This window comes from Enterovibrio sp. FF113, from assembly GCF_041439165.1.
Classification (GTDB): Bacteria; Pseudomonadota; Gammaproteobacteria; order Enterobacterales; family Vibrionaceae; genus Enterovibrio; species Enterovibrio norvegicus_A.
Window position 1 is genome coordinate 20,473 of record NZ_JBGONO010000021.1, and the last position, 15,547, is coordinate 36,019.

Annotated in this window: 12 protein-coding genes; 6 read left to right on the forward strand and 6 right to left on the reverse strand. The window is 48.8% G+C overall.

Annotation, left to right across the window (positions count from 1 at the left end; all coding sequences use genetic code 11):
• Positions 1 to 7: 7 nt before the first annotated feature.
• Entirely contained in the window at positions 8 to 1,063 is a 1,056-nt protein-coding gene (hemB, locus tag ACED36_RS16475; RefSeq protein ID WP_016959499.1) for a porphobilinogen synthase, read from the forward strand.
• A gap of 94 nt (positions 1,064 to 1,157) precedes the next feature.
• On the opposite strand, the gene asnC is transcribed toward hemB, so the two are convergent.
• Positions 1,158 to 1,619, reverse strand: coding sequence for a transcriptional regulator AsnC (gene asnC, locus ACED36_RS16480; protein WP_016959498.1), 462 nt, complete (start codon positions 1,617 to 1,619; stop codon positions 1,158 to 1,160).
• 121 nt (positions 1,620 to 1,740) lie between these two features.
• Here asnC and ACED36_RS16485 point away from each other — a divergent pair, with 121 nt between their 5' ends.
• Complete coding sequence (locus ACED36_RS16485) at positions 1,741 to 4,893, forward strand: ABC transporter substrate binding protein (RefSeq protein ID WP_016959497.1); 3,153 nt, start codon at positions 1,741 to 1,743, stop codon at positions 4,891 to 4,893.
• Positions 4,894 to 4,979: 86 nt separating this feature from the next.
• A complete protein-coding gene (locus tag ACED36_RS16490; RefSeq protein WP_016959496.1) occupies positions 4,980 to 5,750 on the forward strand; it encodes a class I SAM-dependent methyltransferase in 771 nt (256 codons plus the stop codon).
• Positions 5,751 to 6,370: 620 nt separating this feature from the next.
• Here ACED36_RS16490 and ACED36_RS16495 read toward each other — a convergent pair.
• Genes ACED36_RS16495 through hemC form a run of 4 tightly spaced genes read right to left on the reverse strand, consistent with a single transcriptional unit; the run spans position 6,371 to position 10,500 of the window.
• On the reverse strand, positions 6,371 to 7,558 hold the full coding sequence (locus ACED36_RS16495; RefSeq protein WP_016959494.1) for a heme biosynthesis HemY N-terminal domain-containing protein: 1,188 nt from the start codon (positions 7,556 to 7,558) through the stop codon (positions 6,371 to 6,373).
• Entirely contained in the window at positions 7,555 to 8,811 is a 1,257-nt protein-coding gene (locus tag ACED36_RS16500) for a uroporphyrinogen-III C-methyltransferase (protein ID WP_016959493.1), read from the reverse strand. The genes ACED36_RS16495 and ACED36_RS16500 overlap by 4 nt, the downstream gene beginning before the upstream one ends.
• The gene (locus tag ACED36_RS16505) at positions 8,795 to 9,568 is read right to left on the reverse strand and encodes a uroporphyrinogen-III synthase (RefSeq protein ID WP_016959492.1); all 774 of its coding nucleotides are present in this window, start codon (positions 9,566 to 9,568) and stop codon (positions 8,795 to 8,797) included. Before ACED36_RS16505 ends, ACED36_RS16500 begins: the two co-directional genes overlap by 17 nt.
• On the reverse strand, positions 9,565 to 10,500 hold the full coding sequence (hemC, locus tag ACED36_RS16510; protein ID WP_016959491.1) for a hydroxymethylbilane synthase: 936 nt from the start codon (positions 10,498 to 10,500) through the stop codon (positions 9,565 to 9,567). The genes ACED36_RS16505 and hemC overlap by 4 nt, the downstream gene beginning before the upstream one ends.
• Positions 10,501 to 11,040: 540 nt before the next feature.
• Here hemC and ACED36_RS16515 point away from each other — a divergent pair.
• The gene (locus tag ACED36_RS16515; RefSeq protein ID WP_016959490.1) at positions 11,041 to 13,605 is read left to right on the forward strand and encodes a class I adenylate cyclase; all 2,565 of its coding nucleotides are present in this window, start codon (positions 11,041 to 11,043) and stop codon (positions 13,603 to 13,605) included.
• Between the two features lie 103 nt (positions 13,606 to 13,708).
• Here the strand turns inward: ACED36_RS16515 and cyaY are convergent, their stop codons facing one another.
• Positions 13,709 to 14,020 (reverse strand): iron donor protein CyaY, encoded by a 312-nt coding sequence (gene cyaY / locus ACED36_RS16520; RefSeq protein WP_016959489.1) that lies wholly within the window; start codon positions 14,018 to 14,020, stop codon positions 13,709 to 13,711.
• Positions 14,021 to 14,094: 74 nt separating this feature from the next.
• Here cyaY and ACED36_RS16525 point away from each other — a divergent pair, with 74 nt between their 5' ends.
• Positions 14,095 to 14,265 (forward strand): lipoprotein, encoded by a 171-nt coding sequence (locus ACED36_RS16525; protein WP_016959488.1) that lies wholly within the window; start codon positions 14,095 to 14,097, stop codon positions 14,263 to 14,265.
• A gap of 24 nt (positions 14,266 to 14,289) precedes the next feature.
• On the forward strand, positions 14,290 to 15,543 hold the full coding sequence (gene lysA / locus ACED36_RS16530) for a diaminopimelate decarboxylase (RefSeq protein WP_016959487.1): 1,254 nt from the start codon (positions 14,290 to 14,292) through the stop codon (positions 15,541 to 15,543).
• Positions 15,544 to 15,547: the final 4 nt, after the last annotated feature.

Here is a 15,547-nt window from a genome sequence, read left to right on the forward strand (position 1 = left end):
GGATATCGTGACCATATCCATTCAGGGCGCATTCCCGGCCCGTCGCATGCGCCGTCTGCGCAAACATGACTTTAGCCGTCGCTTAATGGCAGAAAACCAACTGTCAGCGAGCGATTTGATTTACCCGATGTTTATCCTTATGGGTAAAAACCGCCGTGAAAGCATTGAATCAATGCCGGGCATTGAACGCCTTTCCATTGATTTGATGTTGTATGAAGCAGAATACCTAGCCAAGTTAGGCGTTTCAGCGATCGCGTTGTTCCCTGTTGTGCCGAAAGAGTTTAAATCGGCCAGTGCCGAAGAAGCGCATAACCCTGAAGGGTTAGTTCAGCGTGCCGTGCGACTGTTGAAAGAGCATGTGCCACAAATTGGCGTGATCACTGATGTCGCACTCGACCCATACACCTTGTCGGGTCAAGATGGTTTGACTGACGATAACGGCTATGTGCAAAACGACGAAACCACCCAAGTGCTAATCCAGCAGGCATTGTCCCACGCTGAAGCGGGTGCGGACGTGGTGGCCCCATCAGACATGATGGACGGTCGTATTGGCGCTATTCGCGAAGCACTCGAAGAGGCGGGTTACATTCATACCCAAATCATGGCGTATTCAGCTAAGTATGCATCAGCCTATTACGGACCGTTTCGTGATGCGGTTGGATCGGCGGCAAACCTGAAAGGTGGCAACAAGAAAACCTATCAGATGGACCCAGCTAACAGCGACGAAGCGATTCATGAAGTGGCGATGGATATCAATGAAGGCGCTGACATGGTCATGGTGAAACCGGGCATGCCATATCTGGATGTGGTTCGCCGAGTGAAATCAGAGCTAAAAGTGCCGACCTTTGCTTATCAAGTCTCGGGCGAATACGCGATGCATAAAGCGGCGGCGTTAAATGGTTGGCTGAATGAGCGTGAAACCGTGATGGAATCGCTACTGTGCTTTAAGCGCGCTGGGGCAGACGGTATCTTGACCTATTTCGCCAAAGACGTTGCGCGTTGGTTGGCTGAAGATAAGCAGATGGATATCCCTGATTTGCCAAATCAAGAAAGCACTGAATAATTAGTTCTGTGCCGAGAACACCAAAATGCCAGCAACTTTAACTTGCTGGCATTTTTCATTTTGGCAGTCCTGACGGTTGTTTCTTGTGTCTTACTTACGGTGCCACATTTCGCTTAATGGGGTTTTGCAGAGAAATCAGCGTTTCCGTTGACTGCACTTCGTCGATAGCTTGCAGTTTATCAATCAGGACATATTGCAGCTCTTCAATGGAGCGGCACATGAGTTTAACGAAAATGTTGTAGGCGCCGGTGGTGTAATAGGCCTCGACGACTTCATCGAGCTGCTGCAGTTTTTCTATCGCAGAATGGTAATCACGGGCAGCATAAAGGTTGATGCCGATAAAACAACACACGTCGTAACCAAGCGCTTTGGTATTAACCAACACCTCAGTCCCCGTAATAATACCTGCAGCTTTCATCTTTTCCACACGCACATGTACCGTCGCTGGACTGACCGAAAAACGCTTACCCATTTCGGCATAAGGCACTTTGGCATCGGCCATCAAGGTGTGCAGGATTTGGCGATCTAAATCATCTAACTTTGCAACGTCATTCATTGGTATTCACTAAACTCCATGTTACCCGCAGTTTCCGTGCATGAAACTTGACCAACTGACAGGCTTACCAATAGGGTGTCATGATAATGATACTCTCAGGAACATTTTAATAATTATTCCTATGCGCCATATATTTAAGTGTTTCTTCCTTGCTATCGTCTTACTGAAAAGCGGCGCAGTCCTAGCAGCCTATCAGGTTCTTGCTGTGCATTCCTATCATCCCGATTTTTTTTGGACAGAATCACTGGTTGAAGGCATAGAGCAGGGTATAGAAGGGCAAGACATTGTTGTCGAGCACACCTATCTCGATACCAAGCGCGTTCAGTCCGTCGGCTATATGGCGGAATTGAAATCCCTTTATCAGAGCCGCCTGCGTGATCATCACTATGACGCCATACTGACCACGGATAATGCGGCATTGTGGTTGGTGAGTGCCTTGGCGGAGGAGGTTGGTGATATTCCGGTGGTTTTTTCAGGCCTGAATATCGCTACCTATGCACCTTTTGAAAACCTTACACGCTTAACGGGCGTGGAAGAATTGATCAATGTGCCGGATAACGTCGCTTTGATTAAAGCTGTTCATCCAGATACCCAACGTGTGTGGTTAGCGCTTGATGATGCTTATTCCAGTCGTGATTACTGGCAGGCGATCAGTGAACAGTTAGAAAATGCAACGGATTTGGGGGTTGAGGTCAACCGTCTTCATCAGATGCGTTTTGACGATTTGGTGAATCGCATTGCTGAATTAGAATCCGGTGATGTGGTGTTGTTCATCTCGTATTTCAAAGATGCCGATGGGGCATTTATGAACCACGGTGACCTGCTTACGAAGATCACGACTTCCGCGACGGTTCCTATCTACGGCGCAAATAGCTTTATGCTGCCCTATGGCGTGATAGGTGGGATCATGGTTGATGGTCATCATCATGGTTTGGTGCAGGCACAGCTATTGACTGAAGCCTTGCAGTCCTCAAAGACGCCACCTATCGTCACTGATGCTAACCAACTCATGTTTGAGTACACCACAGCCAAGAAGAAGCACATTGACCTGACCTTATTCTCCAACGTGGTGTCGGTGAATCAACCCCCTTCATTTATGGTCTCTAATCGAGATGCGATCCTCAGTAGTGTCGCCATTATGTTTATTGCTGGTTTGATCATTGCTGGATTAGCCAAGCAAATGAATAAGCAAAAAAAGGGCGAGCGTGAGTTAGCGCAAAGTCGTGCTTTGTTTAAAGGCGTGTTCGATCAGAGCCACCAATATATCGCCCTGCTTGACTATCAAGGCCGCGTTGTCTCCGCTAATGGTGCGTTTCAACGGATATTCCCTCAATGGGAAACGCGAGAGTCTATGCCTCTTTGGCATTGGTCCGATTGGTTAAGCGGTGACAGATTGAAATTGCACATTGAATCGCTGATAGAGGGGCAAACTAGTCGTTTTGAGGCCTGTCTATTATCAGAGCAGCAAAACGAAGTGATACTTGATGTGGCGCTCAAAGCGTTGCCCGATCACAGTGATGCCGATGCGCAGATACTGTTTGAAGCGCGAGATGTTAGTCAGCGCAAACTGGCCGAACAGAAATTACAACGCAGTGAAGTAGAGTATCGCATGTTGTATGAGCAGCAACCTGTGATGTTGCTGACCATTGACCACCAGTCACGTATTCAATCGGTTAATCAATGCGCGACCGAATGGCTGGGCTTTTCCAAACGCCATATGCTTGGGCACAAAGTCACTGATTTTTATGCAGACGATAGTCCTCCGCCACGCAGCTTACTGGGCAGTTCGAATCGCCAGCGTTTTGGGATTTGGCGTCGTGAAACTCGCTATCGCACCAGTGACGGGCAAGAGCGTTGGATTCGTGAAAGTGTCCGCTCCACACAAGTGCAATCTCAACTTCTGCTGGTGGGGGAAGACATCACTGAAAACCGTCGTATGGAACAGCAACTGAGGTATCAAGCGCAACATGATTTCCTCACGGGATTGATAAATCGTAGCCATTTTGAAATGTGTTTGGTTGATGCACTGAACTCCGCCTCAGACGAGCGTTTTACTCACGCAATGTTCTACATCGATTTGGATCAGTTCCGTGTGATTAACGACACGGTTGGGCATGAAGCGGGCGATGAAGCGTTAAAACAAACCGCACAAGCGCTGCGAGAACTTCTGCCTACTGGTGCCACGCTGGCGCGATTAGGCGGCGACGAGTTTGCAGTGATTTGTTATCAATGCGACGAAGAGCAGGCGCTTGCACAGGGTAAACAAATTCTTGATAGTCTCAGTGAGATGGATTTCTACTGGAACAATTCTCGTTTGGCATTGAGTTGCTCCGTGGGTATTCGCATGTTGGACAAAACGGCGGGAACGCCTCAACAAGTGCATGCACAGGCTGATACAGCCTGTTTTGCCGCAAAACATGATGGTCGTAGTCGGGTTCACCTTTATCGCCCTGATGACGAAGAGCTTCGTCGTCATGAGCGTGAAATGGCATTTGTGAATAAAATTCACGCCGCCCTCGCTGAAGATCGGCTTGAAGTGTATGCCCAGCCCATTGTTAGTGTGTCTTCAAAGCTGAGAGAAAAACTCTATTTCGAAGTTTTGGTGCGTATGCGTGACCGCGAGGGTAACTATGTTGCGCCCGGGTTGTTTATTCCTGCGGCTGAGCGCTACAACATGGCGCATCTTATCGATAAACGAGTCATCGAAAAAACCTTGGGCTGGTTTGAGCGCAACCCTGAGTACGTGAATGAAATCGCCATGATTTCGATTAATCTGTCGGGACGTTCAATGAGCGACGAAGGTTTCATTGCTTTTCTTCTTGATGCGCTGAACTCGAGCAATGTGCCGAGTTCTTCGATCTGTCTAGAGATCACCGAAACCGCCGCTATTGGCAATCTGACGGATGCGATTGAGCTGTTTACCAAACTCAAGCAGCTAGGTTGCACCATTGCGCTGGATGACTTTGGCTCTGGCTTATCGTCGTTTGGCTACCTCAAGCGATTGCCTGTCGACATTATCAAAATTGATGGTCAGTTTGTTCGTGACATTGCGGAAGATGAAACCGATTACGCAATGGTAAGGGCTATTCACGAATTGGCCACGCAGATGGGCAAGAAGACCGTGGCGGAATTTGTCGAGAACGAAGCCATCTTAACTCGCCTTAAATCACTCGGTGTCGATTATGCGCAGGGTTATCACTTCAGTATGCCAAAACCGATGGAATTGCTTATCAAAAGCGAATATCTGCAACGCTCTCTAGAGGCGCAAGAGTAAGCGGCAAGAAGATCGCCGTTTTCTTTGCTCCAACTAGGCGACGCTTGAGGTTATACTCGGCGAGACTAGATTGCCGGAGAACTCAGGTGCAGATTGCTTTAACCTGCGAAGCGCCAACGCGCCAAGACACCCTTGATACCATCGCACAACGTTGGGGTCTCACCCATGACCGCGATGCCACGTTTGCCCTCGTTTTAACCGAATCACAGTTAGAGTTGCGTAAGCTGGATGAACCTAAACTGGGCGCTGTTTTTGTTGATCTTGTCGGCGGTGCTGTTGGGCATCGCCGTAAATTTGGTGGCGGTAAGGGGCAGTCGATTGCCAAAGCGGTTGGCCTCAACAAAGGTGCGACACCGACAGTACTCGATGCCACGGCGGGCTTGGGCCGAGATGCGTTTGTGCTGGCATCACTGGGCTGCAAAGTACAGATGGTAGAACGCCACCCTGTGGTCGCGGCATTACTTGAAGACGGCTTAGAACGTGCCAAGCGAGATCCAGAAATTGGACATTGGGTCAGCGAACGCATGTCGATGGTGCATGCATCCAGTCACGATGCATTGACGCAGTTGGTGGATGACATAACGCTTGAGCGCCCTGATGTGGTTTATCTTGACCCTATGTATCCGCACAAAAAAAAATCAGCCTTGGTAAAAAAAGAAATGCGCGTGTTTCAGTCACTGGTTGGTGCTGATCATGATGCTGATGGTTTGTTCGATCCTGCTTATTTGCTGGCAACCAAGCGTGTGGTGGTTAAACGCCCTGATTACGCTGAGTTCATTGCGGGAAAAACGCCGTCTACCCAAATTGAAACCAAGAAGAATCGTTTCGACGTTTACGTGAAAGCGGCGATGCGTTGATCGCGTATAGCGTTGAACAGATGACCTAGATAGAGCAGAGGAGGCATAGGGTTGGCAAAAACCTTGTGTGATTGGAAAAGTAAAGACATTGAAAAAGACATGGTAGCGTTAGCTAAACTGGTCACAGCCCCCGATTATGTGTGTCGAAAGTGTGCACGGGTGGCTAACACAAAAAAAGTCCTCTGTAAGCCGATTGAGCTTAAGCCCTGAAGCGGCATATGTCTTCTTTTAACATTTGATATCTTTGGTTCAGCATCGTCAGATGCTGAAAACAAAAACGCCTCCAAGCGGAGGCGTTATTGGTAGTAGGCAGAGAGTTACTCCATGCCTTTTACCAGCAGAACTGTCAGTAGACCGGTAACAACAGAAACCATCAGGCCTGACACAATGATCCAAGGTAACATATCCATGATTCAACGGGCTCACTTTCAAATAAAGGTTTTTGACATCAAAATTTTACCTTCCTATTTGATACCAGCTACTTTGTCTTAACAATGGCTGGTAAATAGCCCTTAATGATTATTAACGAATTGAAACATAATGGGTTGTTTTTACGGCTTTGAGTGGATTTTGTGAATAAAAAAACGCCCGCTCGGGCGTTTTTTTGTGCGCAAAATGTTTCATTCTTTGTGAGGTAGCGCGAGTTTCAATGCTTCACGTGAGAGGTGATTGGCTTCGCCTGATTCATTGAGCTTTTCAAGCGTATCAACCAGCCATGCATAGTCGGTCACATCTGCACGAATATTGAGCGCTTTTTCAAAATGCTGACGAGCTTCTGCCCATTTTCCTTCGCGGAAATACAACTGACCCAATGCGCTGTGTGTGATCGGATTACTCTCGTTGTAGCGCAACAGATCCTGCAACTTCAAAATCGCTGGGTGATAGTCAGGCAATGACAACTCAGGCACGAGACCAATCAAGGTTTCATCAGGATGCTTCTTAAGATTTTCTCGTAAAATGACATAGGCTTCAGAATCGGCGTGACGTGCAATCAATTGTTTGACTAAGCAGGCGATCAGCGGTGTTTGCTGACGCGCTGCACGCGACAGGCTATTCCAATGCGCCAGAAGGCCATCACTGCCCTTTTGTGTCGCGATATGGGCCATCAAGCCGCATTCAGCTTTTAGCTCCAGTTTGGTCGCATCTGCGTCAGAAATGGCTTTCACACGTTTCAGTGACGGCAACAGGCGAAGCAATGCTTGCCAATCTTGCAGTTGTAGATAGGTATCTTTAAGCAGATTGAGCAAGATGGCATTACGCGGGTTCGCATCTAACAAGCCTTGCATGCTTGCCAGTGCTTCTTCGTATTGGCCCTGACGGTATTGAAGTTTTGCACGAGTCAGTGAGGTAGCTAGGCTGTCAGTGCCAAAATCAGAGGCTTGTTGCAGGTAGCGATCGCGGTTTTCCACATCGCCACGGCCCTGCGCTGCTTCTGCGGCGGCTAAGTAATTAAGCAGCGGCGCATCACTGCAGTTTGCACCCTTTACCACCAATTTCTCCGCTTGTTTCCAGTCTCCTTCCAGCAATTTGACCAAACCTTGGTTAGTTAAGGTGCGCGCCTTTTTGCTTTTACGGCCAGAAAACCAGCCACGGGTTGAGTTCGAAAACGAAAACAATTTGCGAATGAGAAACTCGAGAATGAACAAGGCAGCAAATGCAGCAATGACCACGATAACCAATGTAGTCAGACTCATTTCGATGGTTTGATTTGCGGCAGAGATCAGCACATAACCTTGATTACCGGCCAAATCAGGACCAACAATCAAACCTGCGATCAGTGCGATAACTAATAGGAGGATTTTGATCATTGGCTGCTCTCCCCCGTCGACAGCGGCGCAAGGTCGCGCCGTAGGCGATCGGCTAACAAGTCGCTGATAAGTAGCTGGCTTTCCAATGCTTCTGGATAGCTCACCGCAATGGTTTGCTGGCTCAGTGCTTTTAGCGTGCTGACAAAGCTTTCGGTGATCTTGGCGTCTTGGTTATAGAAACGCTCGGCCCATTCTTCCGCCGCTTTTAACGATTCCGCATACAGACGACCATTTTGGCGATACACCGCGGTGATAGCCTGATCCAGTTTGGCTTTGAGGTTTTCTTGCAAATAGAAGGTTTGCGCAGGGGTGAGAAGCGGTACGACATCACCATCGCGTTTACGGTAGGTAATAAACTGACTCACAAAATCGCTCAGTGACGCTTTAAGGTTTTGCTGCCAATCATCGACGTTATCTGAAACTGTCTCTGGGACAACCGCTTCGCCTTCAGGAATGATCGCATTAGCCAGTGGCAGTTTATCCACTTCTTGTTGCAAGCTGTTCAGTCTGAGTACGATGCCGTCACGGTCGATGCGCTTAATCGCTTTCAGCTGTTGAATGTCTTTTGCCATGGCTTGGCGCAGTGGCGTCAGCGACGGGTCATTCAACTCTGCAATGCGTTGGTCTGCATTTTCCATCAAGGTTGTTGCGGTCAGCACGTCATGTTGCAGCCATAATTGACGGCCTGCTTGGTTAACTAAATAGTTCGCTTCTGCTAGTAACCAGTCATTAGGACGGCGACCTTTCACGTCAGCCAAAGCCGATTGCAAACTGGCAATGGTTTTGCCCTGCTGGTCGATCAGCACTTGTGTATCTTGCGTGGCTTTTTGCACCGCAGCTTGTGCTTGTTTGTCACTGTCTTCCAGCGCCGTTTTCAGTTCAGAAACCTGAGAACTTAGTGTGGCAATACCTGCGTTGTATTGCATTGATTGCTGATGCCCGTGGTAGTAAAGACCCGCGCCCAGTGCAATAACCAGCACAATGGCAAGTACAGCCAATCCACGCCCGCCTTTCTTTTCTTTCACAGGTGCAGAGGCGGTGGGTTTTGAAGGCTTAGCAGGTTGGGTTTCTTTTGCTGAAGAAGACGGTGCCACAGAAGGTTTATCGCCTGCTTGAGTCTTATCAGACACTTTAGTATCTGTATGAGAAGGAGAGCTGGTGGCTTTGTCAGACGCATTCGTTGCCGTGTCTTTTGAGGATGCTGGCGCCGCTGTGTCTTTCTCCGTGCCTGAAGGTTTATTCTTGTCTGTCATCCGAATGTCCCGAGTTGTTCATCTCGTATAAAGCGCGCAGCAGCGAGTCATTGGAGGCGCTGTTTACGCAGTTAATTGCCGAAAAGCCAAGGCCAATTGCTTGATTGTAAATCCGTTTGCTTGGCACCAGTATATGGCATTCTCGTAACCATTGCTGGTCACACTCTGAGATTGTCTGGCATAAAAGTGAAAGTTGTTCACCACTGGTGACGACAAAGGTGTCGACGCCGTCTGCCCGCCATTGTTTGGCTAATGATGATAAATCGTCTGCGTTCCAGTGTCGTTGATAGGCTTCAAAATAGCGCACCTTGGCACCACTTTGAATGAGCGTATCTCCCAATAAGGCTCGCCCGCCATTGCCGCGTAAAATCAGCACAGATAACGATGTTGTTTTTGAAAAAACGGGCAGGGATAACATGCCTTCACTGTCTTCGCTCGGGGGCTGCATCGCATCAATATTGCTCAGTTCGCGCCAAACAGAGGCTGTTTTTTCGCCCACAGCAACGAAATGTAGGTCTGAGCGCCATTGGGTATGATGTTCGTTTAAGTGCAATTGCGCATATTCGACAGCGCGTGGGCTGACAGCGACAACCACACTGCCGTTAGGCAGTGTGGTTAGGGTATCGCGAAGTGTCGGGAGGTCGGCGCCGGCTGAAAAAGATAACAAAGGCGCGGGCAGCGCCTTTATTCCTGCTTGGTTGAGGCTGTCGACCAGCGCATAACAGGCAGGTGCCGGACGGACGACCACGACCGTCATATTTCGTCCTGATACAACTTTTCAAGAATCGGGCGTGCGCCTTCTGCCAGCAATCGCTCTGCAAGGCCTGTTCCCAATTCTTCGGCTTTCTCTAGCGGCCCTGTGACTTCACCACGAATGATTTCGCTGCCGTCTGGCTCGCCAACCAAAGCGCGCAAATAGATTTGATCGCCTTGAATTTCAGAATAACTGCCGATAGGTACCTGACAACCACCTTGTAGGCGATTGTTCATGGCACGCTCGCACAATACGCGATAGGTGGTGTTTGCATCAGCAAGTGGCTCGAGCAAAGCACGAACACGCTCATCGTCAAGTCGACATTCAATGCCGACGGCGCCTTGTCCAACTGCAGGCAGGATTTCTTCGGGTTCGATTTCATTGCGAATACGGTCATGCAGTCCAAGGCGCTTCAAACCAGCCGCAGCAAGGATGATGGCGTCATATTCACCGTTATCGAGTTTACCCAGACGTGTCCCCACGTTACCGCGTAGATCGTTAACCACGAGGTCGGGGCGCATCTCACGCAGTTGGCACTGACGACGCAAGCTCGATGTACCGACAATCGCGCCTTGTGGCAGATCGCTGATACTCGAATACGTGTTAGAAACAAAAGCATCACGTGGATCACCACGTTCACAGATAGTGACGAGTCCCAGCCCTTGTGGAAATTCGACAGGGACATCTTTCATTGAGTGAACGGCGATATCAGCACGTCCTTCCAGCATGGCTTGTTCTAGTTCTTTTACGAACAGGCCTTTGCCGCCCACTTTCGCGAGTGGCGTATCCAGAATAATGTCGCCCTTGGTCACCATTGGCACCAACTCAACCACCAGACCGGGGTGTGTATTCTCGAGAGCAGCTTTAACATATTCGGCCTGCCAAAGCGCCAATGGGCTTTTGCGAGTCGCGATGCGTAGGGGCGTTGAATTCATAGTGGGTTCCATGTGATTTGCATACGCTAATCGTATCACCGCTTCTCATTGCCAAACCACCTCAAGATGCAGGATTTCAGAAGTCAGTCGGTACGTGTGATGCCCTGTGATTCGTCGTATCACTTAGATGGGTTGTTTCGGTGATTGGCGTCAGTGATTAACGAGGACAGTGAACGTGAAGTGCAAGGGATGGAGGGCTTGTTATGGAAATGCATAGCAATAGGGCAGAGAAAGCGGCGTCTAAAATGTGCGAAGCTTTGCACCATAGACTATCCTGTGTGATATGGATCAAATAATAAGGGTCGTTGTAGGGTGTGAAATACTACTTGGTTCACCTTATTTCGAATCAAATTTGAGATAAAGCGTTGTGTGTCTCACAGTTTCGTTCAGATAGTGAGCGATGTTTAGCAAATATGTTGTGTCGTTGCTTGCTTTACGCTCCGAGTAAAAACTGTTAGATTGATCACGTTTTTATCCATGGGACTCGCAGTGGTATTTCGTTGAGGCCTGTTTCGTTGACTAGGATGTCGGCAACTTTGGATGTTAATCTTGCAAAACTATATTGATCAGCAAATAGAGCGTCTTAATGCCTTCAATCGAGTACGATTGGAGCGCGCACGAAGCGCTATGCATTCTCAGGCCGTTAACGTGTTTAACGTATTACCTGCTTTGCTGCACTTTAACCATCCTGCCGTTCCTGGCTACCTCGAGCGCAGTGTTGTTCACGGCATTGCCAGCTTTACCCTTTCAGATATTCATCAAGATTTTGTCAATGATTGTGCATTGGCATCGAATACGTCTGCGCCGGAAAAACCCATTTCTAAAGATTTCCCGATTAAAGGGATGTTCTCTATGGGCAGCACCGCGTCGATGGGGCAAAGCCTGAGCAGCGATCTGGATATTTGGGTTTGTGTGCAACAGTGGGTGAGTGAAGAAGAGCGCTCAATGCTCGATGCTAAGTGCTCGCTGATTTCTGATTGGGCAATGGCACAAGGCGTAGAAGTGAACTTCTTCGTGATGTGTGAGCAGCGTTTCCGTCAAAACCTCGCGCAGGAAATGACGTCTGATAACTGTGGCTCCAGTCAACACTATCTCTTACTTGATGAATTTTATCGCTCTGCCTTGCACCTAGCTGGTCAGCAACTGCTGTGGTATTTGGTGCCGCCAGAGATGGAAAACTGCTACGAAGAATACGTGGGTGAGATGATCGCTAGCGGTGCGCTTCGTCGTGATGACTGGGTCGATTTTGGCGGATTGCCGTCGATCCCAGCAGAAGAGTATTTTGGCTCCAGCCTTTGGCAACTGTATAAAAGTATCGACTCCCCGTATAAGTCGGTATTGAAAGCGATTTTGCTTGAAGCGTATTCTTGGGAATACCCAGGCACGCAGCTTCTTAGTGTTGACGGTAAGCGCCGTTTCTTCTCCGGTATGGTGGATGTGTATCAATCTGATGCTTACTATCTGATGTTGGAGAAAGTCACGCGTTACCTCGAACGCATTGACGATCACCGTCGTCTCGATTTGGTGCGTCGCTGTTTTTACCTCAAAACCCATGAAAAACTGACCCGTGAACCGGGCCCAGGCTCCGTGCCATGGCGCCGTGAAGTGTTGTGCGTATTGACCCGTGAATGGGGTTGGACGCAAGACGATATTGCACGTCTGGATAATCGCCGTAACTGGAAGGTGGAAGAGGTTAAAGAGGCGCATAACGAGCTGTTAGAAGCTTTGATGCTGAGCTATCGCAACCTGATCCGCTTTGCGCGTCGCAATGACATTACTTCTGCGATTAGTCCTGAAGATATCAGTATTTTGGCGCGTAAGCTGTACGCTGCATTTGAGGTGTTGCCGGGTAAAGTGACCTTGCTTAATCCTCAATTATCGCCGGATTTGCACGAACCTAACCTGACCTTGATTCAAGTGCCGGAAGGGCGCAACAATCCGCCGGGTTGGTATTTGTATAAGCAATCACTTAAACCTGTCGACATCATTGGTCGCGCGCCACTAGAGCACAACCGTTACTTGTCCAAGCTTGTTGCTTGGGCGTATTTCAATGGCATGCTCACTGAATCGACTTGCCTGCATTCCGTCGCACGTACCAGTGAAGTCGACATCGACAAGTTGTATCAGCTGGTGAGTGACATGCGAAATACCTTCTCGGTACGTCGACCGCATCCATCATTGCAGGCGTTGTCGAGCCCTTGTGAAATCCGCAAACTGGCGCTGTTCATCAACCTTGAGCACGATCCTACTTCTGAATTGAAGCAGCCGTCAGTTCGATTCGATTTCAAAAACACAGACATTTTCAGCTACGGTGCTGAGCAGCAATGCTTGGTGGGTAGCGTTGATTTGGTTTACCGCAACAGCTGGAATGAAGTGCGTACCCTGAATTTTAAGGGTGATAACGCCATGCTGGATGTGCTTAAGACGCTACTAGGCAAGATGCACCAAGATGCGATTCCCCCCGAGTCTGTCGACGTGTTTTGCTACGCTGGAAAAATGCGCGGCTTGATCCGTAATTTGGTGTATCAGTTGGTGGCAGAATGTATTGATATGCGATTAAAGCCTATCGATCAGGAAAAACGTCGTCGTTTTAAAGCGATTCGTGTGGCTGATCAAACCTTCGGATTGTTCTTTGAGCGACGCGGCGTGTCGGTACAAAAACTTGAGAACTCGGTGGATTTTTATCGTTCTATCTCAACCAACAAGATCACGGGATCGCCCTTGGTGGTGTTGGATAAAGAGGGAGAAATACATCCGCCAGAAGTGGTCGATGCGTATGCTAGTGAAGGTATAATCCAGTTTTTCTTCGAAGATTGCAGCGAAGGGTTCAATATTTATGTGTTGGACGAAAATAATCGCGTAGAAATGTATCGTCAATGCAGTGGCGATAAAGAAGAAATGGTGCAAGGCGTGAACCGCTTCTACACATCATCTCAGGAAAAAGTGAGCTTTAGTGGCCAAGCCGTTAATTTCAACTTACCTCAGTTTTACGACATCATCCATCAGGCTGATGGTCGGGCGCAGGTGATCCCGTATAAGAGTGATCGCCAGTGGCAACGTGGCGCAGAGACGCGCGGTGAGCCAGCACAGGTTGCTTCTCGTTAAATTGTAAGCCTAAACGTACCGACACAAACGTCGCTGAAAACCTAATGGCTTTCAGCGACGTTGCGTTTGTGAGTCTTGATTTAGTGCGTAAGCAATGCGCGCTCTACCAATTGACCTCTTCGCCAGATTGTTTGCGGCATTCTTGCTTGACCATTTCGCTAAACTCAACGCCTGTCTTGCTACACAGCCATTTTCCTTCTTTATAAGCGAAGTGGAAGCCTCCGGATTTCGACGCCAGCCAGATCTCTGACATCGGCTCTTGACGATTAATGATGATCTGAGTGCGGTCTTCAAAATCCAGTGTCAGAACATTACCAGATGTTTCGTAATCGATATCTGCACCGCATTCATCGATACCTTCCTCGATGGCCATCCATTCTGCGTCGACAAGTTCATGGTATTCACTGGTGTTCATTGTATTCCGTCCTATTGCTTTTCAGTGTGTTGATGCGATTATAGAGGGCATTAACTTTTGGATCACTGGCATAAATGATGCGAACAACCCTGAAACTTGTTGTGCTGGCCGCAATTACCTTGCTGTCTGCATGTGGCCAACAAGGCCCACTCTATTTTCCCGAAGACGCGCCAGCGCAAAACAGTGCGCCAGCAGAAACGGGAAACACACAGGATACGCAAGCTCAGGGAACTGATCAGCCATAATATATCGGACAGGGAAGGACAACGTTGGATTACTTCAATTATCAGGATGACGGACAGCTTTGGGCAGAAGACCTGCCTTTGGCACAGTTGGCACAAGACTATGGCACCCCGCTGTACGTTTATTCTCGTGCGACGCTAGAGCGTCATTGGCATGCGTTTAATAATGCAGTTGGCGATCATCCACACCTGATTTGCTATGCCGTGAAGGCGAACAGCAACTTGGGTGTGCTCAATGTGCTTGCTCGTTTAGGCTCAGGGTTTGACATCGTTTCCCAAGGCGAGCTAGAGCGTGTGCTTGCAGCGGGTGGCGATCCGGCTAAAGTGGTTTTCTCTGGTGTGGGTAAAACTGCCCCAGAAATGGCGCGTGCACTGTCGTTGGGTATTAAGTGTTTCAACGTGGAATCGGAAGCTGAACTTGATCGATTGAATCAAGTGGCGGGTGAACTCGGTAAAGTCGCACCTGTTAGCTTGCGTATTAACCCGGACGTAGACGCCAAAACCCACCCATATATTTCAACCGGTCTTAAAGAAAACAAGTTCGGTATTGCATTCGACCGTGCGCGTGAGGTTTACCATTACGCCCATGGCTTGCCAAATCTGGACGTACACGGTATCGATTGTCATATCGGCTCTCAGTTAACGGATCTGGCGCCATTTATTGAATCTACCGATCGCCTTTTGGGGCTGATTGATGCACTGCGTGAAGATGGTATTAACATTACTCATCTTGATGTTGGTGGTGGATTGGGCGTGACTTATCACGATGAAAAGCCACCTGAGCCATCTGACTACGCCAAGGCCTTACTAGATCGTCTCGACAATCATCAAGACATAGAGTTGGTGTTTGAACCGGGTCGTGCCATTGCCGCCAACGCTGGTGTATTGGTCACAAAAGTTGAATTTCTCAAGCACAACGCCGAGAAGAATTTTGCCATCATTGATGCGGCGATGAACGATTTACTGCGCCCTGCGTTGTATCAAGCATGGCAAGACATTGTGCCGCTTCGTCCGCGCGACGGGGAAGGCAAAACCTATGATTTGGTTGGCCCTGTGTGTGAAACAGGCGACTACTTAGGCAAAGACCGTTCCTTGGTGTTGGAAGCTGGTGACTTGCTTGCTGTGCGTTCATCAGGGGCATACGGCTTTGTGATGTCATCGAACTACAATACGCGTAGCCGTGCTGCCGAAGTGATGGTGGACGGTGAGCAAGCCCATCTGGTACGTCAGAGAGAGCCACTGGAATCACTGTGGCAGTTAGAACAGGTTTTGCCTGAATAAAGGA